The following is a 26989-nucleotide window of genomic DNA, read 5'->3' on the forward strand; positions in this document are numbered from 1 at the left end:
GCGTTACCGGGACGGTTCTGACAGCGACCTAACCCATTACCCGGTCCCTTGATCCCAAGGGGGCGGTTCGTGATCCCAAGGGCGAGCGCGCTCGCGCCATGCCTGGCCAGCAGCAACTGATTGAAGGGCGGCCTCGCCGCCCAACGTTTCATACGGGCCGACGCTTGATGCGCCAGACTGTGCCGACGAATTCTAAAGGACCATTCGCGACGCTGCGGAGTCAAAATCCCGCGCGCCGCCATGGTCCTGAAGCTTCCGGTCCGGCAAGGCGCGAGAGACGGCGTTTCGGCCTTCCCCTCACCCCCGAATCAGGTGGACCGTCGCGTCACCCGGCGGCGCGATACGCGCCCACGGTGAATCGCGCCCGCCGCCGCCAAGAGTTAAGACATGCCCAACAAGATGTTGATCGATGCCACCCACCCGGAAGAGACCCGGGTCGTCGTGGTCCGCGGCAATCGCGTCGAAGAGTTTGATTTCGAGACCGCGCAACGCAAGCAACTGCGCGGGAATATCTACCTCGCCAAGGTCACGAGGGTCGAACCCTCGCTCCAGGCCGCGTTCGTCGAGTACGGCGGCAACCGCCACGGCTTTCTCGCCTTCAGCGAAATCCACCCCGACTACTACCAGATCCCCGTCGCCGACCGGCAGGCGCTGATCGAGGCCGAGGAGCAGGCCCACCGCGAGGCCGAGGAGGAGAGCGAGAATCGCTCCCACGGGCGCCGCCGTTCGCGCCACCGCAACTCACGCCGCCGTAGCCATGGCGAACGCGTCCGCAGCGACATCGTGGAAGGCGCCGATCCCGCAGCCCAGCCGGTCCAGGGCGAGGCCCTGCCCGAAGGCGCTTCGCACGAAGGCGAGCACCTGCACGCCGACGCGGAGCATCACGGCGAGCATGAAGGCCACGATCATCACGATGACGACCACGAAGGACATGATCACCAGGGACACGATCAGCAAGGACATGATCAGCAAGGACATGATCAGTCAGGACATGGGCACGACGACCATCACGCTCATGGTGACGATCACCGCGACCATGATCATGCCGACGAGACGCCTGCGCCTGTCGCCGCCATCGGCGCCGAGCCCGTGGTCGCCACCGGGGTTGTTGCCGAGCCGCAAGAGGTTGCCTCCGACGCACATGCCGAGGATCTCGCCGAGGCCGTGACATCGGCAGCCGAGCCGGCCGATGCCGTGTACGCCGCCGGCGAGAGTGCCGAGGCTCCGCATCACGAATCCGAAGCGGCTGCAGGAGACGACGAGGCCGAGGACGACGAAGACGACGAGGAAGCCGAAGACGAAGTCGTCGAATCCGTCGGCGGAGACGACGTGCTGGAGGAAGTGCCGGAGCGCACCTTCCGTCCGCGCCGCCAGTACAAGATCCAGGAAGTCATCAAGCGCCGCCAGGTGATGCTGGTGCAGGTCGTCAAGGAAGAGCGCGGCAACAAGGGCGCGGCGCTGACGACCTACCTGTCGCTCGCCGGCCGCTATGCCGTGTTGATGCCGAATACCGCACGCGGCGGCGGCATCAGCCGCAAGATCACCAGCGCCCAGGACCGCTCGCGCCTGAAGGAAGTGGTGCAGGATCTCGACGTGCCCGAGGGCATGGGCATCATCCTGCGCACCGCCGGCGCCGCCCGCACCAAGCCGGAGATCAAGCGCGACTTCGAATATTTGATCCGCATGTGGGAGACGGTGCGCGACCTGACGCTGAACTCGCAGGCCCCGACCCTCGTCTACGAGGAAGGCTCGCTGATCAAGCGCTCGCTGCGCGACCTCTACAACAAGGAGATCGACGAGATCCAGGTGGCGGGTGAATCCGGCTACCGTGAAGCGCGCGACTTCATGAAGATGCTGATGCCCGCCAATGTCAGCGCGGTGAAGCAGTATCGCGACGGCCAGCCGCTGTTCTCGCGCATGGGCGTCGAGAGCCAGCTCGACGCGATGTTCTCGCCGACCGTGCAACTGCGTTCCGGCGGCTACATCGTGATCAACCAGACCGAGGCGCTGGTCTCGATCGACGTCAACTCGGGACGATCGACGCGTGAGCATCATATCGAGGACACCGCGCTCAAGACCAATCTGGAGGCGGCCGAAGAGGTCGCCCGCCAGCTTCGCTTGCGCGACCTCGCCGGCCTGATCGTCATCGACTTCATCGACATGGACGAGAAGCGCAACAACCGTGCGGTCGAGCGCAAGCTGTCCGATTGCCTCAGGCAGGATCGCGCGCGCATCCAGGTCGGCCGCATCTCCCATTTCGGCCTGCTCGAGATGTCGCGCCAGCGCATCCGCGCCAGCGTGCTCGAAAGCTCGACCGATCCGTGCCCGCATTGCGGCGGCACCGGCCATGTCCGCTCGGTGTCCTCCGTGGCGCTCCAGCTGCTGCGCGGCCTGGAAGAGATCCTGATGAAGGGCGCGACCCACAATCTCGTGGTCCGCACCCGCACCGACGTCGCGCTCTATGTGCTCAACCACAAGCGCGGCCATCTGCGTGATCTCGAGAACGGCTTCAAGGTCACCCTCTCGGTTATCGCGGATACCAGCGTGAGCGGGCCGCAGGCCTACCTCATCGACCGCGGCGAGCAGGTGCATACGCTGGAGGCCGCCAAGGCGCTGCTCGTGGCCCAGGCCGCCGCGAGCCCGCCACCCCTGGCCGAAGAAGCTTACGACGACGAGGAGTTCGATCCGGAAACCGAATCCGAGGTCGAGACCGAGGAAACCGAAGGCCTCGCCGAGGAGCAGGCCGCAGGCGACGCCGCCTCCGAGCAGGACGGCCAGCGCCGCAAGCGCCGCCGTCGTCGCCGCGGCCGCGGTGGCCCGCGCGACGGCGAGTTGCGCGAGGATGGCGCCCCCACCCTTCCCGAGGCGGCCGTGGCCGCCGGCGAAGGCGAGGATGATGCCGAGGCCGAGCAGGACGGCGAGGAAGGCGAGGAACAAGCGGCCCGTGGTGAGCAGCAGGGCAGCGGCGATCGCCGCCGCCGGCGTGGTCGCCGTGGCGGTCGCCGCCGTCGCGGTGCCGGCGAGGAAGGACTTGCCGGCTCCATCGGCGACGAACTCGGCACCAATCAGCCATCGGAAGCTACCGAGGCGGTTGCCGATTTCGACGGCTTCAGCAGCGAGGCTGCGCCCTCGATTGCACAAGCCGAGCACAGCGCTGAGCCACCAGCCTCACAGCCCGAGCCGCGCGACGAGGTGCAGACCGAGGCGCCGGCCCGGCCAGAACCCGTTGCCGCGGAGGAAGAGCCCGCCGACGACAAGGCCGCACGGCGCCGCTCCACGGTCCGCGAAAAGGTGAGCTTCCTGTCGAGCAGCCCCAGCGAGCCGGCGACGCCGGTTGCGCAAGCCGCCGAGCCGGTCGCCCCGCCGACGCCGACCGTTGAACCGGCGCCGGAAGCTGCAAGCGAAACGCCGGCCGCGCCGCGCCGCGCCGGCTGGTGGTCCCGCCGCTTCGGCGGCGGCGAATAAAGCCGAACATCCCATGCAAAACGCCCGGCACCGCCGGGCGTTTTTGTTTCGCCGTTGTTGCGATGTGCTAAGCCGTTTTCGCAATCAGAAAGGGGACCGGCATTGTCCGAACTTTGCGATTCCGGCGCCGTCGAGCTGCGCCGCCTCTTGGCTGCGCGGGCGATCTCGCCCGTCGAGCTGCTGGAGTCCTGCCTGTCGCGGATCGCCACCGTCAATCCCGCCGTCAACGCGGTCGTGACGCTGGACGAGCCGGGCGCACGTGCCGCTGCCAAGGCGGCCGAAGCCGCTATCCTGCGCGGCGAAGATCGTGGCGCCCTGCACGGCCTTCCCGTTCTCATCAAGGACACCCAGGACACCGCCGGGATGCGGTCCACCTATGGCAGCCCGCTGCTGAAGGATAACGTTCCAGCCGCCGACCAGGGCTCGGTCGCGCGGCTGCGCGCCGCCGGCGCCGTCATCTTCGGCAAGACCAACACCCCGGAATGGGCGGCCGGCGGCAACACCCGCAATCCCGTGTTCGGCGCGACCGGCAACCCCTTCGATCCCATGCGCTCGGCGGCCGGCTCCTCCGGCGGCTCGGCGGTGGCGCTCGCATGCGGCATGGCCCCGCTCGCCTCGGGCTCCGACACCGGCGGCTCCTTGCGCAATCCGGCCGGCTTCGCCGGCATTGTCGGCATGCGTCCATCCTACGGACTCGTCGCCAGCGAAAAACGTGCGTTCGGCTGGTCCAATTTGTCGACCGACGGGCCGATGGCACGCAACGTCGCCGACACCGCGCTGATGCTGTCGGTGATGGCGAGCGATGATGCCCGCGATCCGCTCGCCTATACGCTGCCCGGCGAGCCCCTGCGCGCGCGCGCCGAGCGCTGGGCCGCCCCGCGCCCCGCAGAGCTCGGCAGGCTGCGCCTCGCCTTCACCGAGGATTTCGGCTTCGCTCCGACCGAGCAGGCGATCCGCCGCGTGTTTCGCACGCGCGTGAAGAAACTTGCGCCTCTCTTCGCCGAATGCCGCGAGGCGACGCCGGATTGCTCCGGCGCCGACGACGCTTTTGCGGTGCTGCGCGCGGGCATGTTCCTGGCGATGCACGGCAAGAACTACAAGGAACGTCCCGAGATGCTCGGCCCCAATGTCCGCGCCAATGTCGAGGAAGGGCTCGGCTACGCGCTCGAAGATCATGCGCGGGCCACGACGACGCAGACGCGGATCTATCGCGCCTATCAGAGGTTCTTCGAAACCTGCGACGTGCTGATCAGCCCGACCATCACGCTGAGCCCGCGGCCGTGGTCCGAGCCTTATCCGGCGGAGATCGACGGCGCGCCGACCAAATCCTACTTCCACTGGCTCGCGCTGGCCTACGCCGTCACGCTTCCCGGCCATCCCGCCATCAGCATTCCGCTCGGCGTCGATGAAGCCGGCCTGCCGTTCGGCCTCCAGATCGTCGGTCCGCGCGGCGGCGACGCCATCGTGCTGTCTGTTGCCGCGAGCATTGAGGCAGCCTTCGCAGGCGATGCGCAGATGTGCCGGCCGGTGCCTGACCTGGCACGGCTCGCCGCAGCACCGGCTCTATCGTCTGCTCCCGGCTTCCTCACCTGGGAATAACCGACAGGAGAATTCTTCCGATGCAAAGCGCAATCGTTCTCGGCGGCGGCATGATCGGCGTGAGCGCGGCGCTGCACCTGCAGCAGCGCGGCTGGACCGTCACGCTCGTCGATCGCAGGGAGCCCGGCCGCGAGACCAGTTATGGCAATGCCGGAATGATTCAGGCCGAAGCGGTCCGTCCCTATCCGATGCCGCGCGATCTTGCGACGCTCCTCAAGATCGCGACCGGCCGGACCAACGACGTTCGCTACAGCCTGTCGTCGCTTCACCGCCATGTCGAGCCCCTGCTCCGCTATTGGTGGCACTCGGCGCCGAAGCGGCATCGCGAGGCGATCGAGGCCTGGGCACGGCTGATCGCCTACGCGACCGCAGAGCACGACATCCTCATCCGGCAAGCCCATGCCGACAATCTGATCCGCCGCGCCGGCTATCGCATGCTCCACCGCGATGCCGCTTCATTCGATCTCGCGGTCAAGACGGCGGAGGAAGATCAACGCGAATTCGGCGTGAGTTTTCGCGTGCTCTCCGGCAGCGAGCTTGCCAAGGCCGAGCCGATCCTGCGCGACGATCTCCCCGGCGCGATCCATTGGCTCGACACCTGGACCGTGTCCGATCCAGGAGCGCTCGTCACGGCGTATGCCGAGCTGTTCGAGCGCCTCGGCGGCAGCATCGTTCTCGGTGACGCCCAGAGCCTGCGGCAGACCAGGACGGGCTGGTCCGTCGATACCGACCAGGGGCGCCTCGATGCCGCCCATGCCGTCGTGACGCTCGGGCCGTGGTCGCCCGATCTGCTGCACAAGTTCGGCTATCGCATTCCGCTGGTGCGCAAGCGCGGCTACCACATGCATTACAGCGGCGGCGCCTCGCTCGATTTGCCTCTCGTCGACAAGGGCGGCGGCTATGCGATGGGACCCATGGCCAAAGGCATCCGCATCACCACAGGAGCCGAGCTAACGAGTCCCGACGCGCTCGCAACGCCCGTGCAGCTCGCCAGCGCGGAAGGCTCCGCACGCGAGCTGATCGACCTCGGCAAGCGCGTCGAGCCCGATCCGTGGTTCGGCACCCGCCCCTGCACGCCCGACATGCTCCCGGTGCTCGGGCAAGCACCGCGCCATCCGGGCCTCTGGATGAATTTCGGCCACGGCCACCAGGGCTTTACCCTGGGACCGGCGACGGGGCGCCTGCTCGCCGAGATCATGAGCGGCGAGACCCCGGCGATCGATCCGGCGCCTTATCGGCCGGAGCGGTTCTAGTCCCGAAAAGAAAGGGCTGATCGAATCTCGATCAGCCCTCCACTCTCGAAGCCTGACGATGCAGTATGCAGGTCAGTCCGTCGTGATCGCCGTCTCCATGTCGGTCGGATCGATCTCCTTGGCGAGGTTGGCGTTGAGCTTGTCGCGGTCGAGCTCGCCTTCCCACCAGGCGACGACCACGCAGGCGACGCCGTTACCGCACAGATTGGTCAGCGCACGGCACTCGCTCATGAACTTGTCGATGCCAAGCACGATGGCCATGCCCGGCACGAGGCGCGGATCGACCACGGCGAGCGTTGCCGCCAGCGTGATGAAGCCCGCACCGGTGATGCCGGAGGCGCCCTTCGATGTCAGCATGGCCACGACCAGGATCGTGGCCTGCTGGCTGAAGGAGAGATCGAAACCGAGCGCCTGCGCGATGAAGAGCGTCGCCAGCGTCATGTAGATGTTGGTGCCATCGAGGTTGAACGAGTAACCCGTCGGCACCACGAGGCCGACCACCGACTTGGAGCAGCCGAGCCGCTCCAGCTTCTCCATCAGCGATGGCAGTGCGCTTTCCGAGGACGAGGTGCCGAGCACGATCAGCAGCTCGTCCTTGATGTAGGCGAGGAACTTGAAGATCGAGAACCCGGCCATGCGCGCGATGAGGCCGAGCACGACGAACACGAACAGCGCCGCGGTGACGTAGAACGTGGCGATCAGGCCGATCAGGTTGAGGATCGCGCCGGTGCCGAACTTGCCGATCGTGTAGGCCATCGCACCGAACGCGCCGATCGGCGCGGCGCGCATCACGATGGAGATGACACCGAACACGGCGTGGGCAGCATCGTCGATGAAGCTGCGAATGGTGTGACCGCGGTCGCCGAGGCTCATCAAGGCAAAGCCGAACAGCACCGAGAACAGCAGCACTTGCAAGATCTCGCCTTGCGCGAAGGCACCGACCACCGTGTCCGGAATGATGTGCAGCACGAAGTCAACGGACTTCTGACCGGCGGCCTGCTTGGCGTAATTGGCGACGGCCGCCTCGTTTGCCGCGCCACCGCCGAAGCCTGCGCCCGGCTTCACCAGATTGCCGATGACGAGGCCGATCACCAGTGCGAAGGTCGAGACGACCTCGAAATAGACCAGCGCCTTGACGCCGATGCGGCCGACCTTCTTGGCGTCCTGGATGTGGGCGATGCCCGAGACCACGGTGCAGAAGATGATCGGGGCGATCACCATCTTGATCAGCTTGATGAAGCCATCGCCCATCGCCTTGATCCAATCGTTGGTCGCGAACGACGGCCACAGCCAGCCGACGATGGCACCAAGCACGATGGCGATCAGCACCTGGACGTAGAGAACCTTGTACCAAGGCTTTGCTGCGGGCGGCGCGACCGGCGCATCCGCCATCGTTGTCGTCGTCATCGTTTCACTCCCCTCAAACACTCGGGCCAGCCAAGATCAACTTGGCCGGCCCTGTCAATTCACACTGCTGGTTGTAGCGCGTCTTACCTGCGGCGATCGACGATCCGGCGCGCTGCCGGCATCAACGCCGCGCCGAGCGCGTTCTTGACCAGCGAAGCCGCAATGAACGGCAAGATGCCGACCTGCCAGGCCTTCGCAGCGCCCAGACCGAGGCCGAACGCCAACCAGCCGAACCCGGCGGCGAGAATGACGACATGGCCAACGGCCATCGCCGCAAACAGCAGCACCACGCTGCGATCCCAGCCGCGCTCGGCGAGCCAACCGGTCGCGAAAGCAGCCGCAACGAAGCCGAACAGATAGCCTGCGGTCGGTCCAACCAGCGGCGCAATTCCACCCACCGGTCCGGCAAACACCGGAAGCCCGAGCGCGCCCTCGGCGAGATAGGCGATCATGGTTGCGCTGCCAAGACGCCAGCCATAGGCAGCGCCGATCATCAGGACCACCAGCGTCTGCAACGTCATGGGCACGTAGGGCAGCGGCAGGTTGATCTTGGCCGACAGCGCCATCAGTGCCGTACCGAGAGCGACCAGCACGATCGCGCGCACTGTGCCGACGGTTTCGCCGGGCCGGGTCGGCCACATCAATGCGGCGAGAGGTGAATGGGTAGCAGCAGCAGGCAAGACAGATCGGTCAGACAAGATGAACTCCGGAAGTGGTCGACAACTGGCGGCTATTTAAGCCAGTGAGCGATCCGGTCAACTGCCTCGCGCATCTCCCCAGGCGAGCGCGCATAGGAAAGACGAATGAACGCGCGGCCGTGAACGGGATCGAAATCGAGGCCGGGCGTTGCCGCAACGCGCGCCTGCTCGAGCATCTGCTTGGCAAACTCGAAACTGTCGGAGGTGAAGTCCGAGACGTCGGTATAGAGATAGAATGCACCGTCGGCCGGCAGGAACTTGGCGAGGCCGGCTTTCGGCAATCCCTCGATCAGGATCCGCCGGTTTTCCTGATAGCCGTGCTTGATCGCCTCCATCTCGGCCGCACCGTCGAAGGCGGCCTCCGCTGCGATCTGCGACAGTGACGGCACCGAGATCGACAGGTTCTGCTGCAGCCGCTCGATCGGCCGCACCAGGATTTCCGGTACGACCATCCAGCCGACGCGCCAGCCGGTCATGCAGAAATACTTCGAGAACGAATTGATCACGAGCGCGTGCTCGGAGAGCGCGGCGGCGGTGACGGCCGGAAACGCATAATCGAGCCCGTGATAGATTTCGTCCGAGATGAAGCGGATGCCCGCGTCTTCGGCGGCCGCAATCAGGCCGGCGAGCGCATCGCGGGACATCATCGTGCCTGTCGGATTGGCGGGGCTGCCGACCAGCACGCCCTTCAATGGCGCCTTGCGATGCGCCGCGAGCAATGCCTCGCCGGTGAGCGCGTGGCGCGTCTCGTTCGTGGTCTCGATCAGCACCGGCTCGCAACCGAGCGCGGTGAGGATATGACGGTAAGGCGGATAACCCGGCACCGTCACGGCAACGCGGTCGCCCGGCTCGAACATCGACAGGAAAGCCAGGATGAACCCACCGGAGGAGCCGGTGGTCACCACGATCCGCTCGGGGCTGACGTCACAGCCATAGGCATCGCGATAATGGCGCGCGATGCGCTCGCGCAGGCTGGGGATGCCAAGCGCGGAGGTATAATCGATCCGTCCGGCCTCCAGCGCCGCATGGGCGGCCGCAATCGCGGTTTTGGGGGCGCCGGCCGCGGGCTGGCCGACCTCCATGTGGATGACATGGCCGCCAGCGGCCTCGATTCGGGCCGCCGCGGCCATGACGTCCATCACCATGAACGGGGGAACATCGCTCCGGCGGGAGGGCTCGAGCCACTGCCCCAACCGGTTCCTCAAGGTCGCATCGTGCATCGATTTCTGCTATTTCGCTGGCGGACCGGCGCGACCGGTCCGAAAAACGGGGCGCTTGCGCCCCAGACTGGCCGCATTGTACGGCTCATAAGGGGAACGGCTCACAAGGGCATATCGCGTATCCGGTCCGCCGCCAATCGCCAAAACCAATCACGAAACTGCTTTGATCAAGACCGTTTGACCCAGACCGCCTGATGTTGCTCCAGATCGCATTGCGCAAGAAGGCCTCCACCCTCACCGCCCTGGTCACGGCCGCGGCGATCGTGCTGACGCCGTTCTCGGCCGCGCGCGCGCAGGCCAAGGGGCCGCCGGTGCTGCGCGACACCGAAACCGAGCAGCTGCTGCGTGAATATACCCGCCCGATCCTGCGCGTTGCCGGTCTGGAGAAGCACAACATCCAGATGGTGATCATCAACGACGGCTCGTTCAACGCGTTCGTCGCGGACGGCCGCCGCATCTTCGTCAATTGGGGCGCGATACTCCAGTCGGAAACGCCGAACCAGATCATCGGCGTGCTCGCGCACGAGACCGGGCATCTGGCGGGCGGCCATCTCTCCAAGCTGCGCGAGCAGCTCGCCACGGCCCAGACCCAGATGATCATCGCGATGCTGCTCGGCGCCGGAGCGATCGCCGCCGGCGGCACCCAGCGCGGCAGCGCGGGCAGCAACGGCCTTGCCAATGTGGGGGCGGCCGCGCTCGCGGCGCCGCAGGAGATGATCCGCCGTTCGCTGCTGTCCTACCAGCGCCAGCAGGAGGAGAACGCCGACCGCGCCGGCGTAAAGTTCCTGACGGCGACCCAGCAATCGCCCAAGGGCATGTACGAGACCTTCAAGCGCTTCACCAGCGAGAGCCTGTTCGCCGCGCGCGGCGCCGATCCCTATCTCCAGTCGCATCCGATGCCGGCCGAGCGCGTCGCCTCGCTCCAGGAGTTCGCAAGCTCCAGTCCCTACTGGAACAAGAAGGACGACCCCGCGCTACAGCTCCGCCACGACATGGTGCGGGCGAAGATCTCCGCGTTCATGGAGCGGCCGGAGACGGTGTACCGCCGCTATCCCCAGACCAACGACAGCATGCCGGCGCGCTATGCCCGCGCTATCAGCACCTATCTGCATGGGGATTTGCGCAGCGCGCTCGCCCAGATCGACGCGCTGATCCAGGTCCAGCCGAACAACCCGTACTTCTACGAGGTGCGCGGCCAGGCCTTGCTGGAGAGCGGCAAACCGGCCGATGCCATCGCTCCCCTGCGCAAGGCGGCGCAGCTCTCGAACAACGCGCCGCTCATCGAGATGTTACTTGGGCAGGCTCTGGTTGGAACCGATAATAAGGCCTACACGGACGACGCCGTTCGGATTCTCCGCGCCGCGGTGGCACGAGAGCCCGAGGCCGCGCTCGGCTATACCCAGCTCGCGATGGCCTATGGCCGGAAGGGAGACTATGCCGAGGCGGATCTCGCGTCGGCGCAGGCCGCGTATTTGCGCGGCGACAACAAGACCGCCCGCGAGCTTGCCACGCGCGCGAAAACCCGTTTCGCCGTCGGCACGCCCGGATGGGTCAAGGCCGACGACATCGTGGCGGCCAAGCCGCCGCGCAATTGAACATCGTGGCGGCCAAGCCGCCATGCAGTGAAACAACCGAACGACGCCCGGCACCACGACGTCACGACATCGAGCTCAACTCCGCCGGGACGTTTTACCGAAACCTGCATTGGATAAGAGGATTTGCCCATGCCTTCGCTGCGCCTGCTTGCTCCTGCGTTGTTTGCGCTCGCCCTGTTCGGCGCATCGGCGCCCGCGTCGGCCGACAGTTTCTCTGCTAGCCAGCGCACCGACATCGAGACCATCATCAAGAACTACCTCGTCAACCACCCCGAGGTGCTCGAGGAGGCGATGGCCGAGCTGAGCAAGCGCCAGGCAGCGGCCGAAACGCAGAAGCACGAGGCCAGCGTCGCGCAGAATGCCGAGGCGATCTTCAACTCGCCGCGCCAGGTCGTGCTCGGCAACAAGGACGGCGATGTCACCTTCGTCGAATTCTTCGACTACAATTGCGGCTACTGCAAACGCGCGATGGACGACATGCTTACGCTCATGAAGAGCGATCCGAAGCTGAAGGTCGTGCTGAAGGAGTTTCCGGTGCTGAGCCAGGGCTCGGTCGAAGCGGCCCAGGTCGCCGTCGCCGTGCGCATGCAGGACCCCTCAGGCAAGAAATATCTCGACTTCCACCAGAAGCTGCTCACCGGCCGCGGCGCCGCCGACAAGGCGCGCGCGATTCAGGCGGCCAAGGAAGCCGGCCTCGACACGGCGAAAATCGAAAAGGACATCGGCAGTCCCGAGGTGCGCGCCACCATCGAGGAGAACTTCAAGCTGGCCGAAGCGATGGGCATGAACGGCACGCCGAGCTACGTCATCGGCAAGCAGATCGTGATCGGCGCCGTCGGCGTGGAAAGCCTCAGGGAAAAGATCGGCATCGCCCGCTGCGGCAAGGCAACCTGCTGATCCCACGTCCTACGATACTGAAAACACGAAAGGCCGGCTGAAGAGCCGGCCTTCTTCATGACGCCGAACGTTGGCGTCTTCGTGCAAAGTCGTTCATCTGGCATTCAACAAACAAATGCCGCGGAACAGGCGAAGTTCCGGAACAACTGAAATCTCCTTTCGTTGTCGGCGCGGGCAATGACGCAAAGACCACGTGAGGAGAATTTTCGATGTTGAACCGCTTTATGATTTCGGTTGCCGCAGCCGCGCTCGTCGCCGGCACGGGGCTGGCAAACGCACAGGGTAACATGGGCCGCGACGGCGGCGGTGGCGCGGGCGGCGCGCAGATGCAGCAATCACAGCCTTCGGGTGGTGCCGCCGAACGTGGTGGCTCGACGGGTCGCGATTCCATGAGCCGTGACAAGGGTACCGTCGGCCAGGCCGGCGGCTCCAGCGACATGAAGTCCAATCGTGCTTCGGACGACAAGCCCGGTGCCATGAAGGACGAGCGGTCCCCCGGCGGCGCGATGAACAAGAACGCGGCCGAGGACAAGGCTGGCGCGACCAAGGGCCAGCGCACCGACGAACGCGCCCAGGACAAGTCCCAGCAGGACAAGTCCAAGAGCATGAGCCAGGACACCAGCAAGGACACCACGAAGTCCGGCAAGGACCAGAAGGACATGAAGGCTGAGGGCAGCAAGAGCGGCGCCCCGACCAACAACGCCGAAAGCCAGAAGGGCACCACGAGCACCAACCAGAACGCTCAGGGCCAGACGGGGACCAGCACCAACCAGAACGCCCAGGGCCAGAGCTCTACATCGACCACGGTTGGCCAGGCCGGCGCTGGTGCGAAGCTCTCGACCGAGCAGCGGACCCAGATCACGTCGGTGATCCGCGAGCAACGCGTCGCCCCGGTGACCAACGTGAACTTCTCGGTCTCGATCGGTACCCGCGTGCCGCGCGAAGGCATTTCGCTGCACGCCCTGCCGTCCCGGGTCGTGACCATCTATCCGGAGTGGCGGGCTTATAAGTACATTATGGTCCGCGAGCAGATCGTGATCATCGATCCGGACACCTACGAGATCGTCGCCGTCCTCGACGTTTAAGGCCGGTCGCGGTTAACCTCAGGGGGCGGGCAGCAATGCCCGCCCCCTTTGCGGTTTGCCGGCAGCCATGCGCCGGACTGGTTAACAAGCGATTTCCGTGGTTTCCACACAGGTTTTTGCGCACTGGATGAGGTACTTGACCCCCTTCGGGAGGGCGTCAAGGCTTCCCCTCACGCGCATTGTTACCTATAACCCCCGCCACGCCGAGCACCTTTTCCGGAATTGGAATGGCTGAACCTGCAACCGACACGATCCTTGTCCTGAACGGGCCGAACCTCAACATGTTGGGGACGCGCGAGCCGGAAAAGTATGGCCACGCGACGCTGGCCGACGTCGAAACGCTGTGCCGAGAGACGGCGGCAGCCTTCGGTCTCAAGGCCGATTGCCGCCAGTCCAACCGCGAGGGCGAGCTGATCGACTTCATCCACGAGGCGCATGCGCGCAAGATGAAGGGCATCATCATCAATGCCGGCGGCTATTCGCACACCTCGATCGCGCTGCACGACGCGCTGCTTGCGGTGCAGATCCCGACGGTCGAAGTGCATGTAACCAACATCCACGCCCGCGAGAGCTTTCGTCACCATTCCTACACCGCGCGCGCGGCCTTCGCCTCGCTTTGCGGTTTCGGCATCGAGGGCTACCGCCTCGCCATCCAGGGCCTTGCCGCCAAGCTTGCCATCAAGCCCAAAGCCTGAAGCTCCCTCATCAAACAGAACATTCGGATCAAAGAACATGGCGCGCCAGCCAGACGACAAAGCAGCAGCAAAGTTTTCCAGCGAGGATTCCGCGCTCGTCCGCGAGCTCGCTTTGCTGCTCGATGAGACCAGTCTCACCGAGATCGAGATCGAACGCGCGGGCCTTCGCCTGCGCGTCGCCCGCAACATCAGCGTTGCCGCGACCATGCCTATGCCGATGGCAGCTGCTGCCGCAGCGCTGCCGGTAGCCTCCGCCGCGGCTCCCGCCGCCGGGCCCGATTTGTCGAAGCATCCCGGCGCCGTCAGTTCCCCGATGGTCGGCACCGCCTATTGGGCGCCGGAGCCGGGCGCCAAGCCGTTCATCGAGGTCGGCAGCAAGGTCGCGGTCGGACAGACCCTGCTGATCATCGAAGCCATGAAGACCATGAACCAGATCCCCTCGCCGCGCGCCGGCACGGTGACGCAGATCCTGGTCGAGGACGGCCAGCCGGTCGAATACGGCGAGCCGCTGGTCATCATTGAGTGAGGGAGTGACGAATAGCGAGTAGCGAATAGTTACTCCTCCCCATTCGCCATTCGCTATTCCCCATTCGCCCCCGAGGCACCATGTTCGACAAGATCCTCATAGCAAATCGCGGCGAGATCGCCCTTCGCATCCTCAGGGCCTGCAAGGAGCTGGGCATCGCGACCGTCGCCGTGCACTCCACCGCCGATGCCGACGCCATGCATGTGCGCCTGTCGGACGAGAGCGTCTGTATAGGGCCGCCGGCATCCAAGGACAGCTATCTCAACGTGCCTGCATTGCTCGCGGCCTGCGAGATCACCGGTGCCGATGCCGTGCATCCCGGCTACGGCTTCCTGTCAGAGAACGCCCGTTTCGCGGAAATCCTGTCCGAGCACAACCTGCATTTCATCGGTCCCAAGGCCGAGCACATCCGCCTGATGGGCGACAAGATCGAGGCGAAGAAGACCGCCAAGCGCCTGGGCATCCCCGTGGTGCCCGGCTCCGACGGCGCGGTCGGTCCCGATGACGACGCGATCGGCATCGCGAAGCAAATCGGCTTCCCGGTCCTGGTGAAAGCGGCGGCCGGAGGCGGAGGTCGTGGCATGAAGGTCGCGCACAGCGAGGCCGACCTCCAGATGGCCCTGTCGACGGCGGCCAACGAGGCCAAATCCGCCTTCGGCGATGCCTCCGTCTACCTGGAAAAGTACCTCCAGAAGCCGCGCCATATCGAGATCCAGATCCTCGGTGACGGCCGCGGCGGCGCGATCCATCTCGGCGAACGCGATTGTTCGCTGCAACGCCGGCACCAGAAGGTTTGGGAAGAGGGCCCCTCGCCCGTTCTCTCCGCCGCCGCGCGCGCCAAGATCGGCGAAACCTGCGCCAAAGCGATGCGCGAGATGAAATATCTCGGCGTCGGCACCATCGAGTTCCTGTTCGAGGACGGCGAGTTCTATTTCATCGAGATGAACACGCGCATCCAGGTCGAGCATCCCGTTACCGAGAGCATCACCGACATCGACCTCGTGCTGGAGCAGATCCGCATCGCCGCCGGCGGCGACCTGCCGGCAAAGCAGGACGAGGTCCAGGTCATCGGCCATGCGATCGAATGCCGTATCAACGCCGAAAATCCCCAGACCTTCCGCCCCTCGCCCGGCCGGATTCTTCAATACCATCCGCCCGGCGGGCTGGGCGTCCGGATCGATTCCGCCGTCTACCAGGGCTACACGATCCCGCCCTATTACGACTCCCTGGTCGGCAAGCTGATCGTCCACGGCAAGACCCGCGCCGAATGCCTGATGCGGCTGCGCCGGGCGCTCGACGAGATGGTGGTCGAAGGCATCGAGACCACGCTGCCGCTGTTCCGGGCGCTGGTGCGCGAAGACGACATCATCAATGGCGACTACCACATCCACTGGCTGGAACAATATTTGGCCGGGAAGGCGGAACCCGCGCCGAAATAATTTGCCTTCCTTCGTGGAACCCTTTGGCCCCTTTCGCGTTCTGGACGGTTGGGGCCAGTTCCAAGGGGGCGTATTGAATTCCACTGAATATAGACCGGTGAACCGCCGTGATGGCTGACGCCCAGCGACGGCGCGCGTTCTGGCAGATCCTGCTGTTCTCGGCGGGCCTTGTGGTGCTGACCGTGATCAGCGCCGGCTCCGTCTATCTCGTCAACAAGGCACGGGAGGATAGCAAATGGGTGGTTCATACGATCGAGGCCGAGAACCAGATTAACGCTCTTCTGCTGGAAATCCGGCGTGCCGAGAGCACCGCCCGCGGCTACTTGCTGACGCGACGGTCGGATTTCAAGGTAGACCATGACAAAGCCGTGGCGGCTATCGTCCCCGCGCTCGATAGGCTCACACGCCTGATCGGCGACAATCCGGAGCAGCGCAAAAGCATTGAAAAGCTGAGCTCGGCGATCGAGACTCGACTCGGTCAATTTGCGCAGGAGATGGATTTTATCCGCCTGGATCAGCCGGAAAAAGCCGCTGCATTGGTGCGCGAACTCGCCTCTGCCGATACCACGGCCACGATCAGCGAAGTCGCGACGGGAATGCTTCGGGAGGAGGAGCGCCTGTTCCACCTGCGCACCGCCAACTCCGACCGCAGTCAGACCACCGCCGCCTCGATGACGGGCATCGGCTCAGGCCTGGTCGTGGTTCTGGCGCTGATCTCGATCTGGCTGGTGCGACGCTCGGCAGTCGCCCGCGACGAGGCAGAGAATCGCCTGCGCGAGGCCTTCGCCAACCTCGAATCGGTCGTGGAGGAGCGCACGGCGGACCTGCGCGAGGCCAACGACGAGATCCAGCGCTTTGCCTATATCGTCAGCCACGATCTGCGATCGCCGCTCGTCAACATCATGGGTTTCACCAGCGAGCTCGATGAGCTCGGCAACGACATCTTTCGCCGCATCGGCAGCCTCGCCCAAGTCCCTGCGGACGGACCGCCGCTCGCGCCCGCAGGGCCCGGCGAGATCGCGCTCGAGGGCGCCGACAAGCAGCTCTCGGAGGATTTTTCCGAAGCGCTCGGCTTCATCAAGTCGTCGATCGCCAAGATGGACCGGCTGATCTCGGCGATCCTCAACCTCACCCGCGAAGGCCGGCGCGAATTCCAGCCCGTGAAGATCAACACCAGCGAGCTGATCGAGGCGATCGTGTCGACGCTGGCGCACCAGGCCGCCGAGGCGCAGGCCGAGATCCACCTCGAGGCCCTGCCCGATATCGTGAGCGACCGGCTCGCGCTCGAGCAGATCTTCTCCAACCTGATCGACAATGCGATCAAATATCTGAAGCGCGGAGTGCCCGGAGAGATCAGAATCCGCGGGCGGACCAAGCTCGGCTATGCGATCTTCGAGATCAGCGACAATGGCCGCGGGATCGATCCGAAGGATCACCAGCGGATCTTCGACCTGTTCCGCCGCGCGGGAACCCAGGACAAGCCCGGCCAGGGCATCGGTCTTGCGCATGTGCGTGCACTTGTGCGTCGCCTCGGCGGCACCATGTCGGTATCATCGGAACTGAACGCGGGCAGCACCTTCACCATCACGCTGCCGATCGCCTGGAACGTCAGCAACCGGAACAGAGATCGATGACCCAGCCTGTCACCATCATCATGATCGAGGACGACGAGGGCCACGCCCGGCTGATCGAGCGCAACATCCGCCGATCCGGCGTCAACAACGAGATCGTCTCCTTCAAGAACGGCACGGACGCGATGCAGCACCTGTTCGGCGCCGACGGCAGCGGGCTCGTGCAGAAGGGCAATGCGCTCTTGATCCTGCTCGACCTCAATTTGCCCGACATGACCGGGATCGACATCCTGAGGCAGATCAAGGAAAACACATATCTGAAGGCTTCGCCCGTCGTGGTGCTGACCACCACCGACGATTCCCAGGAAATCAAGCGCTGTTACGAGCTAGGCTGCAACGTCTACATCACCAAGCCCGTCAACTACGAGAATTTCGCCAATGCCATCCGGCAGCTCGGCCTGTTCTTCTCGGTCATCCAGGTCCCGCCCGCCGCCCCATGAACCAGCGCACACCCACCCTGCTCTACATCGATGACGACGGTGCGCTGGCGCGCCTGGTCGATCGCGGCCTGACGCGGCGCGGCTACAGGGTCGTCCATGCCGCGAGCGGCGAGGAAGGTCTGGAGCACATCCGCCGCGCGAGTGCCCAGGGGACTATCGACGGCGGCATCGACGTGGTTGCGCTCGACCAGTATATGCCCGGCCTCGATGGGTTGGAGACGCTGGAGCAGATCATGGCGATCCCGGGGGCGCCGCCGGTGGTGTTCGTCACGGCCTCGCAGGACTCCAACATCGCGGTCACCGCGCTGAAGGCCGGCGCGGCCGACTATCTCGTCAAGGACGTCACGGGCGATTTCATTCCCCTGCTCCACGTCGCAGCCGAGGGCGCGCTGCGCCAGGCCGAACTGCAGAAGGCGCGCGAGGAAGCCGAAGCCGAGATCCACGCCTCGCGTGACCGCTATGCGGCGCTTGCCGCCGAACGCGAGCTGCTGCTGCGCGAGGTCAATCACCGCGTCGGCAACTCGCTGCAGATCATCGCTTCGCTGCTGCACCTTCAGGCAAGCTCCGCTGCGCACGACGAGGTCAAGGCGGCACTGACCAATGCGATGGGCCGCGTCGCCGCGGTCGCGCAGGTGCACCGGCGCCTCTACACCTCGCAGGATCTGAAGAGCGTGGTCCTGAACCAGTATCTCGATTCGCTGCTCGAGGATCTCCGCCGCTCTGCCGAAGGCAACCGGATGTCGCGCCTCACACTGAAAGCCGAGCCGATCGAGATCGATCCTGACCGCGCGGTCGCCGTCGGCATCATCGTCAACGAGCTGGTGATGAACGCGGTGAAATACGCCTATCCTGACGGCGCCGGCCCCATCCATGTCGAGCTGAACTCGAAAGGCGACGATCTCCTGCTGTCGATCACCGACAACGGCGTCGGCGACAACGTCAAGGCCGATCCGCGCTCCACCGGCATGGGCCAGCGCATCGTCGCGGCCATGGCCTCCAAGCTCGACGCCTCGGTCGAGCGCGATCCCGCGCATTCCGGAACCCGGATCATTCTGAAGTTCAGTCGCGTGCCGGCAAACCACGGCAAGGCCAACACTGCCGCCGCGGGTTGACCTCGCGCCCTCCTGCGCACCCCATCGCAACCGCATCGCGATCCTGCTATGATTGCGAACCATGACTTCGCGCGACTCCGCCCCGTCTGAAATCACACCGGCCGTGCTGCTGCGCGCCTATGCCTGCGGCATCTTCCCAATGGCGGAAAGCGCCGACGATCCGACTCTGTTCTGGGTCGAGCCGGAGTTGCGCGGCGTCATTCCCCTCGATGGATTTCGCGTCGCCTCGCGGCTCGCGCGCACCGTGCGGTCGGATGTATTTCGCGTGACCGTCAACACCGCGTTCAAGGCGACCATCGCCGGCTGTGCCGCGCCCCAGGCCGGACGCGAGGACACCTGGATCAACAAGCGCATCCGTGACCTCTATGGCGGCCTGTACGAACTCGGCCATTGCCACAGCGTCGAGGCCTGGCAGGGCGAGGATCTCGTCGGCGGCCTGTACGGCGTCAGCCTGGGGCGCGCCTTCTTCGGGGAGAGCATGTTCCACACCGCACGCGATGCCTCGAAGGTCGCGCTGGTGCATCTGGTGGCGCGGCTCATCCATGGCGGCTTCGAGCTGCTCGACACCCAATATGTCACGGAGCATTTGAAGAGCTTCGGCGCAGCCGAGATCTCGCGGCGGCGCTATACCGCACTGCTCGACAAGGCGCTCGCCGGCGAGCCCGGCGATTTCCTCAGGCTCTCGGCCGGTGACGCCGTCCCGGGCGCACGCGCGCTCGAGATCATCGCCTCGCGACAAGAATGATGGAAAGCTGGGTCAGCGGCCGAACCCAGTGGATTTGGCCTACCGACCAAACCCGGGAATACCGAACAGGCCTGGCCGCTGCTCGGGCGGCGGAGGCGGCGGTGCCGGTTGCTGCTGCTGAATGGGCGGCAAGGGCTGCGGCGGACGCTGCTGGACCTGCTTGGGCGCGGCCTTCTTCTGCGCGGGCGGCGGTGGCGCGGGCTTGGTCGCGGGATCCGGTGCCGCAGTCGCGATGGTCTGCTGCGGCTCTTTGCAGTCGGTGAGCCAGATGTCGTAGATCGGGTGCTCGACACCGTGCAGGCCGGGACTTGCGGCGTACATCCAGCCCGAAAAGATGCGCTTCACCTCGCCCTGCAAGGTGATCTCGTCGACCTCGACGAAGGCGTCGGTGTTGGTGGCCTCCGTCGCCGGCCGCGTGTAGCAGGCGTCGGTCTTGACGCGCAGCGCGCCGAACTGGACCGTCTCGCCGATCTCCTCGTCGAAATTGATGATGCGTCCGGTGATCTTGTCGAGACCGGAGAAAGTCGCCTTCTTGTTCACGATCTTCTGGGCCGGCGGCTCGGTGACGACCTCGTCGCCCGGCTGCAGGCTCGCCGGCGTCTGCGGCACGGCGCCCGGAGCGCCCTTCTGCTGCGGCTGGCGCTGACCGGGCGCACCCGGGGCTTGCGGACCGGGCGGCGCAACCGCCGCGGAGGGCGGCTGGTTCGTCGGCGCGACGGTGGAGCCCGGGGGCGGCGCCAGCGGCTGGGTCTCGACCGGGCCGGGCATCACGTTCCCCTGCCGGCCCGGAGGCGGTGGCATCGGGCGCGACGGCAGCACACGGCCCTGCGGCGGCAGCTCCGGCACCTCTTCGTCGTCGTCGGGAATCTGCTGCGGCTGCTGCTGGCCGCGCGGAATGTTGCCGGGCGGCCGCAGCGGCGGCGGATCGGAAAAGATCGTGCCGATCTGCGCCTGAGCCGGCGTCGCAACCGTCAGTGCGGTGGCGGCCAAAAGCGCCGCAAGACCTGTCAGGGTAATGGTTCGAAACATCTCGCGCGGCTTCAACAGCGAATCGGGCTTGTTGGACATTCTACAGGGGTTACCGCCGCTCGCAGGCCCTCCGGTTAACACGGCGAATACGGCGGGGGAAGGGCGGCATCCCTGCCCTTCCCGGCCCCGTCTGGCCAGACCGGCTTCCGGATGGGATAGTCGGAGGCTCCTTCCCGAACCCGAGGCGGGCACCGTCCGCCGAAAACGGGGCTCCAACCATGACTGGAAAACCCAGAGGCCGCCTTTAATGCCCGTTGTGCTCGATTCCGACGCCGCCGCCGTCTACAGGGCCTTTCAGGAAGCCGGCCGCCCTGCCTACGAGACCCTGACCGCAGCGGAAGCCCGCGCCTATTACGCGCAGGCGCGCTTTGCCACCAATCCGGAGCCGCCGGAGCTCGCCCGCGTCGAAGCGCTCGCGATCCCGGCCCCACACGGCGCCATCCCTGCCCGCCTCTACGTCCCGAAGGAGCCGCGCCGGCACGACGGCCTGTCGCCGGCGCTGGTGTTCTTCCATGGCGGCGGCTGGGTGGTCGGCGATCTCGACTCTCACGACGTCGTCTGCCGTCAGCTCGCAGTCGAAGGCGCGCTGATCGTGATCTCGGTCGACTATCGCCTCGCACCCGAGCACAAATTTCCCGCCGCCATCGAGGACGCCATCGCCGCGACCACATGGGTTGCCGCAAACGCGCGCGAGCTCGGCATCGACGCCTCACGCCTGTCGATCGGCGGCGACAGCGCCGGCGGCAACCTCACCGCCGTCGTGGCGCTCGCCGCGCGCGACGGCAACGGTCCTGCGATCGCGGGCCAGGTGCTGATCTATCCAGCGACCGATTTCGCCATGACCCATGGCTCCCACAGCGAGCCCGAGACCAGCGTATTGCTGACGCATTCGGTGATCCGCTGGTTCCGCGACCATTATCTGAACGGCGCCGCCGACATCCACGACTGGCGCGCTTCGCCGGCGCGCGCGCAAGACCTCGCCGGCCTGCCGCCGGCCTATGTGCTGACAGCCGGCGCCGATCCCCTGCGCGACGAAGGCGACGAATATGCCGAACGCCTCAGGCAGGCCGGCGTGCCCGTGACCACCAAGCACTATCCCGGTCAGTTCCACGGCTTCTTCACGATGGGAAAGTTGTTGCGAGAGGCGACCGCTGCCGTGAGCGAGATCGGCGCGTGGTTGAAGGGATTGGGCTGACGGCGCCTGCATGGCTTCCGCTCGTCGAACCATCTTCGCCCTCCCGTTGCGCGCCCTGACCTGGCTCGGCAGCCAAGGGACCCGCGCGGTGGCGGCCGTCGTTTTCATCGCGGTCGCGGTGCCGCCGCTCGGCGCGCTGCTGCGGCCCTACGTCACCGAGGCGATCTTCGTCCTGCTCTGCATTTCCTTCATGCGGGTCGATCTGGCCGTGCTCTCCAGCCATCTGCGCCGGCCGGCGCTGGTTGCGACCGCCACCGCCTGGACCACGATCGGCGTCCCGCTGATCGTCGGATTGATCGCCCATGCAACAGGGCTCACGAGCCGCGCGCCCGGCCTTGCCCTTGCGCTCATGCTCCAGAGCATGGCTTCTCCGATGATGGCCTCGCCGGCACTTGCCGCGCTGATGGGCCTCGATGCGACCCTCGTGCTGGTCACGCTGGTGACCTCGACCGCGCTGGTGCCCTTCACGGCATCGCTGTTCGCGGGGCTTTTCCTCGACGGGATGCTCAGCATCTCGGCCCTGGCACTCGGCTTGAAGCTGCTCGGCATTCTCGCCGCATCGTTGCTTACGGCGACCGTCATCCGCTGGATCTTCGGCGCGGAGGCAATTCAGCGCGCGCAGCAGCCGATCGATGGATTCAACATCATCATCCTGCTCGTGTTCGCCTGCGCGGTCATGGGCGATGTCGCCGGCGAACTCTTGACCCGGCCGATCTTCACCATCGGCCTCGCAGCTCTGTCCTTCGCGATCTACTTCACGCTGCTCGCGATCACCACGCTGCTGTTCCGCCGCATTGGCACCGACCGCGCACTGGCGCTCGGGCTGATGGTGTCACAGCGCAATCTCGGCCTGATGCTGGCGGCAACGGCCGGCGCATTGCCGCCCACCACCTGGCTCTATTTCGCAATGACGCAGTTTCCGATTCACCTCGCACCATACATGCTGATGCCGATCGCGCGGCGGCTGACCGGGCGCGCGAATGCGTCCCGCGGAGCCGCGGCAGACAACGCTGCCTAGGCATGTCCTCACAACATCGGGATGTCCGTCCGGAAGCAAGCCGAACAAGTGGTTCCAGTCACGGCATGTCGCTCACTGGTTGATCTCGCATCGACGAAGGAACATCAATTCAAAGATCCCGTTAAAGCCTTTCTTCGAAAGGGAGATTGGCGATGAGGTTTGCTGCAATTCTGGTTCTCGGTTCGCTTGCCATGGGCTCAGCAGCGAGAGCAGATCAACCTGGGCCGGACTGGATGCCGATGGAGCAGGTGAAGGCCAAGGTCATGGAGTCGGGCTATTCGCAGGTGACCAAGCTTGAAGCCGATGATGGCCGGTGGGAGGGCGAAGGCATCAAGAACGGACAGAAGATGGAGTTCCATGCCGACCCCAAAACCGGGGCGATCGTACGCGAAAAGCAGGACAAGTGAGCATCGGCGACGTCCGATTTTGAACGGCGCGGACGTCGCCATTCCGCACGTGCCCCATTCAAACGTACATGACTATCCCGCCCGCGCAGCGCGCCGCAGCGCCTGCGGCGGCTGGCCGAAGGCGCGGATGAAGGCGCGGCGCATGCGCTCGGGATCACGGAAGCCCGTGGCTTCCGCAACCAGCTCGATCCCCTCGCGCGAGGATTGCACGCGCTCGCGCGCGACCTCCAGCCGGAGCCGCTCGATCGCCTTGGAGGGCGTCGTGCCGGTCTCGGCGGCGAAGGCACGGGCGAAATGCCGCGCGCTCATGCCGGCGCGATCGGCGAGATCCTCCACCGTCAGCGGCGCATCGAGATTTTCGCGCGCCCACGACAACAGCGCGCCGAAGCGGCTGTTCGGCGCCTTCAGTTCCAGCAGCGAGGAAAACTGCGACTGGCCGCCGCTGCGGCGATGGTAGAGCACGAGGTGCCGCGCGGCTGCCCGCGCGATCTCCTCGCCGTGATCCTCGGTGACCATCGCGAGCGCCAGATCGATGCCCGCGGTGATACCGGCCGACGTCCAGACATTCCCATCGCGGGTGAAGATCTGGTCGGGCTCGAACTTCACCTTCGGATAGCGCGCGACGAAATCGCGCGTCCGGCCCCAATGCGTGGTGGCGCGGCGGCCATCGAGCAGCCCCGCCTCGGCGAGCACATAGGCGCCCGAGCAGACGCTGGCGACGCGCACGCCGCGCCGCGCCAGCCGCTGCACGAAGGCGCGCGTGGCCTCGCAGCGCGCGGCATCCGCGACACCCGCGCCGCCGGCGATGACCAGCGTCGTGATCGCATTCGCCGACTTGAAATCGCGCGCCATCATCTCGACGCCCGACGAGCTGCGGACCGGCCCGGCATTCAGAGCCAGCACGCGGAGCGCCAGCGGCTTGCCGGCGCAGCGTGCCGCGACCTCGAACGCCGAGATCGGGCCGGCCGCGTCGAGCAGCTGGAAATCCGGGAAGATCAGGATGCCGATCATAGCCATGTCCGAAATAGAGGGAATTATGCCATTTCAGACGCAAAGGCACCATGCCAGTCTTCGCGCGTCAAGCTCATCTTTGGAGGATCCGCCGATGTCGTCACCGCTCCAGATCGGAATTTTGGTGTTTCCGCGCGTCACCCAGCTCGACTTCACCGGTCCCTTGCAGGTGTTCTCCATGGTGCCCGGGGCAACGCTGCACCTGATCTGGAAGCGGATCGAGCCTGTGCCGAGCGATTCCGTGCTCATGCTGACGCCGACCACGACGTTTGCGGATTGCCCGCAACTTGATGTGATCTGTGTGCCCGGCGGCGGCGGCACCAACGACCTGCTCAACGACGAGGAGGTGCTCGCCTTCCTGCGCAAGCAGGCAGCGGGCGCGAAATACGTCACCTCCGTCTGCACGGGATCGCTGGCGCTCGGCGCTGCCGGACTATTGAAGGGCTACCGCGCCGCGACCCATTGGAGCGCGATGGAGATGCTCGGCCAGTTCGGTGCCACGCCGACCAGGACGCGTGTCTGCGTCGACCGCAATCGCATCACCGGTGGCGGCGTCACCGCTGGGATCGATTTCGCGCTGACGCTGGTGTCCATCATGATCGATCGGACCATGGCGGAAGCGATCCAGCTTCAGATGGAATACAATCCGGCCCCGCCGTTCAATTCGGGATCGCCCGACACCGCGCCGGCGGAGGTCCTGGCATTGCTGAAGGAGCGCGGCGCGCAAAACCAGGCGCGGCGGCTCGACGCCGTGAAGCGTGCGGCTGAGCGCGTGATGTAGCTATCGTGTCCCGGACGCGGTGCGGTACCCAGCGACGCTCCGCAGAGCCGGGACACGTCAGGACGATAGCAACAGAAAAAGGCCGCTCGGTTTCCCAAGCGGCCTTTCCTGTCTTACGGCGGCTGCACATTTCATCGGGCGATTTCGGAGCTTCCAGACCGGGGGCCTATCTCCCGATCGAGTCCTGGTCGGCGGCCGCTGCATTTCGGGACAGTCGCGAACTGTTGCCCGAACCGAACGCGATGGTCTCCCATCTCCGTAAGATGGGACCATTGAGCCGCATCGCACGCATTGGCGCAACGGCCGCGCAACCGCCGTCCCCGCTGTTCCCGTTGTTCACAGCAGGGTGCGGCGGATGCGTATGCATCCAGTTCGACGATGAAGATCGCGGAGGCTGAAAACCTAGCCAGGCGTCCAGGGCTGATAGTCGCCGGTCGCCTTCGGCCGCTTGCCGCTGGCAAGGGTCGATCCCGAGGGACGATAGGCCTTTGCCGTGCCGGTGAGATTGGGCTGGTGCGGCTTTTCCCACTCGCGCGGCTGATAGTTGGCCTCGGTCGGCGGCAAATCGACGACATGATGCATCCAGCCGTGCCAGGACGGCGGGATCCGGCTCGCTTCGGCATAGCCGTTATAGACCACCCAGCGCCGCTCGAAGCCGAGGGTCGGATCGACCGTCCCGCCGCGGGTGCGATAGTAGAGATTGCCCTGCTCGTCCTGGCCGACCAGCTCTCCGTACCGCTTGGTCCAGAGTTGGGTGCCAAAAGTCTGGCCATTCCACCAGGTGAAGAACTTGAGGAAGAATTGTTTCATGCGGCAAGGGCCCTGCTTCGTGGGGCCCTGATGCCATCCGGACGGCAAAATGTCCAGTTCGGCGGAACGGTGGGGCCCTTCCGCAAATGCGCGGCCGCGACATAAAGGCCGCCGCAAATCGGACGCGATCCGTTCATGCCGGGTACTGGGGGCGCGCATGAGGCTTCTGGTCGCGCGCAAACCGGCGTGATCCCAGGAACCCTAGCCCTTTCATAGGGTTTGCTTCCGGGAAAAGGAGTTTGACCATGAACAGTCTGAAAGTTTTGAGTGCCGCAGCAGCGCTAGCGCTCGTTCTGCCCATGACCTCGCCGAGCTTTGCACAGGGACCCGGCGGCGGCGGCCGTGGAGGCGGAGGCGGTGGCGGTGGCGCGGCCATCGGCGGTGGCGCTGCCATTGGCGGCGGCGGCGGTGGCGGCGGTGCCATCGGCGGCGGTGGCGGGCGCATGGGCGGCGGCGCTGCCTTCAGTGGCGGCGGAGCACGGATGGGCGGCGGCCCCGCGATCCACGGAGGTGGCGGCAACTTCGCGGCCGGCCCGGCACGCCCGAGCGGCGGCACGTCCTTCACCGGCGGTGTCAGCCGTAACTTTGCAGCAGCCAACAGCGGCACCTGGCAAGGCAGCGGCAATTGGAGCGGCGGAGGCAGGCATCATCATCACCATTATCGTCGTGGCGGCTTCTGGCCCGGCTTCGCGGCGGGCGCCGCGATCGGCGGCCTCGGCTCGTACGCCTATTACGGCAGCAGCTATTACGATGACCCCTACTACTATGGCGGCTACTATGACGAGCCGACCGTGGCGGTGGTCCCGGGTGGTGGCGACGATGCAGCTTATTGCGCCCAGCGCTATAAATCCTATGACCCGGCTTCAGGGACCTATCTCGGTTACGACGGACGGCGGCATCCCTGTCCGTAAGACGACCTGAACGATAGTTG

The 26989-nt window shown here is 65.8% G+C and carries 24 protein-coding genes; 18 read left to right on the forward strand and 6 right to left on the reverse strand.

Features of this window, described 5'->3' with window-relative positions:
• Nucleotides 1–387: 387 nt before the first annotated feature.
• The 3 genes from RX330_RS21060 (at nucleotide 388) to RX330_RS21070 (ending at nucleotide 6317) form a co-directional block, all read left to right on the forward strand.
• Nucleotides 388–3465, forward strand: a complete 3078-nt coding sequence (locus RX330_RS21060; RefSeq protein WP_317239668.1) for a ribonuclease E/G — start codon at nucleotides 388–390, stop codon at nucleotides 3463–3465.
• Between the two features lie 102 nt (nucleotides 3466–3567).
• Complete coding sequence (locus tag RX330_RS21065; RefSeq protein ID WP_317239669.1) at nucleotides 3568–5064, forward strand: amidase; 1497 nt, start codon at nucleotides 3568–3570, stop codon at nucleotides 5062–5064.
• A 20-nt stretch (nucleotides 5065–5084) separates the two neighbouring features.
• Nucleotides 5085–6317, forward strand: a complete 1233-nt coding sequence (locus RX330_RS21070; RefSeq protein ID WP_317239670.1) for an NAD(P)/FAD-dependent oxidoreductase — start codon at nucleotides 5085–5087, stop codon at nucleotides 6315–6317.
• Nucleotides 6318–6389: 72 nt separating this feature from the next.
• On the opposite strand, the gene RX330_RS21075 is transcribed toward RX330_RS21070, so the two are convergent.
• From RX330_RS21075 to RX330_RS21085, 3 genes are all read right to left on the reverse strand, one after another.
• Nucleotides 6390–7724 (reverse strand): dicarboxylate/amino acid:cation symporter, encoded by a 1335-nt coding sequence (locus RX330_RS21075; protein WP_212085704.1) that lies wholly within the window; start codon nucleotides 7722–7724, stop codon nucleotides 6390–6392.
• Between the two features lie 83 nt (nucleotides 7725–7807).
• Nucleotides 7808–8365: a biotin transporter BioY gene (locus tag RX330_RS21080; RefSeq protein WP_317243941.1), complete on the reverse strand. Its 558-nt coding sequence runs from the start codon at nucleotides 8363–8365 to the stop codon at nucleotides 7808–7810.
• An 89-nt stretch (nucleotides 8366–8454) separates the two neighbouring features.
• Entirely contained in the window at nucleotides 8455–9642 is a 1188-nt protein-coding gene (locus RX330_RS21085; RefSeq protein ID WP_317239671.1) for a pyridoxal phosphate-dependent aminotransferase, read from the reverse strand.
• A gap of 194 nt (nucleotides 9643–9836) precedes the next feature.
• Here RX330_RS21085 and RX330_RS21090 point away from each other — a divergent pair, with 194 nt between their 5' ends.
• From RX330_RS21090 to aat, 10 genes are all read left to right on the forward strand, one after another.
• On the forward strand, nucleotides 9837–11237 hold the full coding sequence (locus tag RX330_RS21090; RefSeq protein WP_317239672.1) for a M48 family metalloprotease: 1401 nt from the start codon (nucleotides 9837–9839) through the stop codon (nucleotides 11235–11237).
• 129 nt (nucleotides 11238–11366) lie between these two features.
• The gene (locus tag RX330_RS21095; RefSeq protein ID WP_317239673.1) at nucleotides 11367–12134 is read left to right on the forward strand and encodes a DsbA family protein; all 768 of its coding nucleotides are present in this window, start codon (nucleotides 11367–11369) and stop codon (nucleotides 12132–12134) included.
• Between the two features lie 209 nt (nucleotides 12135–12343).
• Nucleotides 12344–13219: a DUF1236 domain-containing protein gene (locus RX330_RS21100; protein WP_212085719.1), complete on the forward strand. Its 876-nt coding sequence runs from the start codon at nucleotides 12344–12346 to the stop codon at nucleotides 13217–13219.
• Between the two features lie 227 nt (nucleotides 13220–13446).
• Nucleotides 13447–13914, forward strand: coding sequence for a type II 3-dehydroquinate dehydratase (gene aroQ, locus RX330_RS21105; RefSeq protein WP_317239674.1), 468 nt, complete (start codon nucleotides 13447–13449; stop codon nucleotides 13912–13914).
• Between the two features lie 37 nt (nucleotides 13915–13951).
• Nucleotides 13952–14440 carry an acetyl-CoA carboxylase biotin carboxyl carrier protein gene (gene accB / locus RX330_RS21110; RefSeq protein ID WP_317239675.1) on the forward strand — a complete coding sequence of 163 codons (489 nt, stop codon included), beginning with the start codon at nucleotides 13952–13954 and terminating at the stop codon, nucleotides 14438–14440.
• Between the two features lie 80 nt (nucleotides 14441–14520).
• A complete protein-coding gene (accC, locus tag RX330_RS21115) occupies nucleotides 14521–15879 on the forward strand; it encodes an acetyl-CoA carboxylase biotin carboxylase subunit (protein WP_212085725.1) in 1359 nt (452 codons plus the stop codon).
• Nucleotides 15880–15986: 107 nt separating this feature from the next.
• A complete protein-coding gene (locus tag RX330_RS21120) occupies nucleotides 15987–17513 on the forward strand; it encodes a sensor histidine kinase (protein WP_317239676.1) in 1527 nt (508 codons plus the stop codon).
• Nucleotides 17510–17950: a response regulator gene (locus RX330_RS21125; protein ID WP_212085729.1), complete on the forward strand. Its 441-nt coding sequence runs from the start codon at nucleotides 17510–17512 to the stop codon at nucleotides 17948–17950. The genes RX330_RS21120 and RX330_RS21125 overlap by 4 nt, the downstream gene beginning before the upstream one ends.
• Nucleotides 17947–19062: a sensor histidine kinase gene (locus tag RX330_RS21130; RefSeq protein ID WP_212085731.1), complete on the forward strand. Its 1116-nt coding sequence runs from the start codon at nucleotides 17947–17949 to the stop codon at nucleotides 19060–19062. Before RX330_RS21125 ends, RX330_RS21130 begins: the two co-directional genes overlap by 4 nt.
• Before the next feature lie 61 nt (nucleotides 19063–19123).
• Nucleotides 19124–19807: a leucyl/phenylalanyl-tRNA--protein transferase gene (aat, locus tag RX330_RS21135; RefSeq protein WP_212085733.1), complete on the forward strand. Its 684-nt coding sequence runs from the start codon at nucleotides 19124–19126 to the stop codon at nucleotides 19805–19807.
• 39 nt (nucleotides 19808–19846) lie between these two features.
• Here the strand turns inward: aat and RX330_RS21140 are convergent, their stop codons facing one another.
• The gene (locus RX330_RS21140) at nucleotides 19847–20875 is read right to left on the reverse strand and encodes a DUF2155 domain-containing protein (protein ID WP_317239677.1); all 1029 of its coding nucleotides are present in this window, start codon (nucleotides 20873–20875) and stop codon (nucleotides 19847–19849) included.
• A gap of 208 nt (nucleotides 20876–21083) precedes the next feature.
• On the opposite strand from RX330_RS21140, the gene RX330_RS21145 reads away from it, so the two are divergent.
• The 3 genes from RX330_RS21145 (at nucleotide 21084) to RX330_RS21155 (ending at nucleotide 23456) form a co-directional block, all read left to right on the forward strand.
• Complete coding sequence (locus RX330_RS21145; RefSeq protein WP_317239678.1) at nucleotides 21084–22031, forward strand: alpha/beta hydrolase; 948 nt, start codon at nucleotides 21084–21086, stop codon at nucleotides 22029–22031.
• A 10-nt stretch (nucleotides 22032–22041) separates the two neighbouring features.
• Nucleotides 22042–23049, forward strand: coding sequence for a Na+-dependent transporter (locus RX330_RS21150; protein WP_317239679.1), 1008 nt, complete (start codon nucleotides 22042–22044; stop codon nucleotides 23047–23049).
• 152 nt (nucleotides 23050–23201) lie between these two features.
• Nucleotides 23202–23456, forward strand: a complete 255-nt coding sequence (locus tag RX330_RS21155) for a PepSY domain-containing protein (RefSeq protein WP_212085742.1) — start codon at nucleotides 23202–23204, stop codon at nucleotides 23454–23456.
• A gap of 72 nt (nucleotides 23457–23528) precedes the next feature.
• Here the strand turns inward: RX330_RS21155 and RX330_RS21160 are convergent, their stop codons facing one another.
• On the reverse strand, nucleotides 23529–24467 hold the full coding sequence (locus tag RX330_RS21160; RefSeq protein WP_317239680.1) for a GlxA family transcriptional regulator: 939 nt from the start codon (nucleotides 24465–24467) through the stop codon (nucleotides 23529–23531).
• A gap of 94 nt (nucleotides 24468–24561) precedes the next feature.
• Between RX330_RS21160 and RX330_RS21165 the strand changes: the two genes are divergently transcribed.
• On the forward strand, nucleotides 24562–25248 hold the full coding sequence (locus tag RX330_RS21165; protein ID WP_317239681.1) for a DJ-1/PfpI family protein: 687 nt from the start codon (nucleotides 24562–24564) through the stop codon (nucleotides 25246–25248).
• Nucleotides 25249–25650: 402 nt separating this feature from the next.
• On the opposite strand, the gene RX330_RS21170 is transcribed toward RX330_RS21165, so the two are convergent.
• Entirely contained in the window at nucleotides 25651–26058 is a 408-nt protein-coding gene (locus RX330_RS21170; RefSeq protein ID WP_317239682.1) for an NADH:ubiquinone oxidoreductase subunit NDUFA12, read from the reverse strand.
• A gap of 245 nt (nucleotides 26059–26303) precedes the next feature.
• On the opposite strand from RX330_RS21170, the gene RX330_RS21175 reads away from it, so the two are divergent.
• Nucleotides 26304–26969, forward strand: a complete 666-nt coding sequence (locus tag RX330_RS21175) for a BA14K family protein (protein WP_212085750.1) — start codon at nucleotides 26304–26306, stop codon at nucleotides 26967–26969.
• Nucleotides 26970–26989 lie beyond the last annotated feature (20 nt).

Source organism: Bradyrhizobium sp. NDS-1, assembly GCF_032918005.1.
GTDB classification, from domain to species: domain Bacteria; phylum Pseudomonadota; class Alphaproteobacteria; order Rhizobiales; family Xanthobacteraceae; genus Bradyrhizobium; species Bradyrhizobium tunisiense.

What these genes read in the sequence shown, in the direction of transcription:
- aroQ (WP_317239674.1), top strand. Translation starts at nt 13,447, where the DNA reads ATGGCTGAACCTGCAACCGACACGATCCTTGTCCTGAACGGGCCGAAC.
- RX330_RS21070 (WP_317239670.1), top strand. Translation starts at nt 5,085, where the DNA reads ATGCAAAGCGCAATCGTTCTCGGCGGCGGCATGATCGGCGTGAGCGCG.
- RX330_RS21160 (WP_317239680.1), bottom strand. Translation starts at nt 24,467, where the DNA reads ATGATCGGCATCCTGATCTTCCCGGATTTCCAGCTGCTCGACGCGGCC.
- RX330_RS21170 (WP_317239682.1), bottom strand. Translation starts at nt 26,058, where the DNA reads ATGAAACAATTCTTCCTCAAGTTCTTCACCTGGTGGAATGGCCAGACT.
- RX330_RS21090 (WP_317239672.1), top strand. Translation starts at nt 9,837, where the DNA reads ATGTTGCTCCAGATCGCATTGCGCAAGAAGGCCTCCACCCTCACCGCC.
- RX330_RS21175 (WP_212085750.1), top strand. Translation starts at nt 26,304, where the DNA reads ATGAACAGTCTGAAAGTTTTGAGTGCCGCAGCAGCGCTAGCGCTCGTT.
- RX330_RS21060 (WP_317239668.1), top strand. Translation starts at nt 388, where the DNA reads ATGCCCAACAAGATGTTGATCGATGCCACCCACCCGGAAGAGACCCGG.
- RX330_RS21085 (WP_317239671.1), bottom strand. Translation starts at nt 9,642, where the DNA reads ATGCACGATGCGACCTTGAGGAACCGGTTGGGGCAGTGGCTCGAGCCC.
- RX330_RS21155 (WP_212085742.1), top strand. Translation starts at nt 23,202, where the DNA reads ATGAGGTTTGCTGCAATTCTGGTTCTCGGTTCGCTTGCCATGGGCTCA.
- RX330_RS21075 (WP_212085704.1), bottom strand. Translation starts at nt 7,724, where the DNA reads ATGACGACGACAACGATGGCGGATGCGCCGGTCGCGCCGCCCGCAGCA.
- RX330_RS21150 (WP_317239679.1), top strand. Translation starts at nt 22,042, where the DNA reads ATGGCTTCCGCTCGTCGAACCATCTTCGCCCTCCCGTTGCGCGCCCTG.
- RX330_RS21130 (WP_212085731.1), top strand. Translation starts at nt 17,947, where the DNA reads ATGAACCAGCGCACACCCACCCTGCTCTACATCGATGACGACGGTGCG.
- accC (WP_212085725.1), top strand. Translation starts at nt 14,521, where the DNA reads ATGTTCGACAAGATCCTCATAGCAAATCGCGGCGAGATCGCCCTTCGC.
- RX330_RS21080 (WP_317243941.1), bottom strand. Translation starts at nt 8,365, where the DNA reads ATGTGGCCGACCCGGCCCGGCGAAACCGTCGGCACAGTGCGCGCGATC.
- RX330_RS21125 (WP_212085729.1), top strand. Translation starts at nt 17,510, where the DNA reads ATGACCCAGCCTGTCACCATCATCATGATCGAGGACGACGAGGGCCAC.
- RX330_RS21145 (WP_317239678.1), top strand. Translation starts at nt 21,084, where the DNA reads ATGCCCGTTGTGCTCGATTCCGACGCCGCCGCCGTCTACAGGGCCTTT.
- RX330_RS21140 (WP_317239677.1), bottom strand. Translation starts at nt 20,875, where the DNA reads ATGTCCAACAAGCCCGATTCGCTGTTGAAGCCGCGCGAGATGTTTCGA.
- RX330_RS21095 (WP_317239673.1), top strand. Translation starts at nt 11,367, where the DNA reads ATGCCTTCGCTGCGCCTGCTTGCTCCTGCGTTGTTTGCGCTCGCCCTG.
- aat (WP_212085733.1), top strand. Translation starts at nt 19,124, where the DNA reads ATGACTTCGCGCGACTCCGCCCCGTCTGAAATCACACCGGCCGTGCTG.
- accB (WP_317239675.1), top strand. Translation starts at nt 13,952, where the DNA reads ATGGCGCGCCAGCCAGACGACAAAGCAGCAGCAAAGTTTTCCAGCGAG.
- RX330_RS21100 (WP_212085719.1), top strand. Translation starts at nt 12,344, where the DNA reads ATGTTGAACCGCTTTATGATTTCGGTTGCCGCAGCCGCGCTCGTCGCC.
- RX330_RS21165 (WP_317239681.1), top strand. Translation starts at nt 24,562, where the DNA reads ATGTCGTCACCGCTCCAGATCGGAATTTTGGTGTTTCCGCGCGTCACC.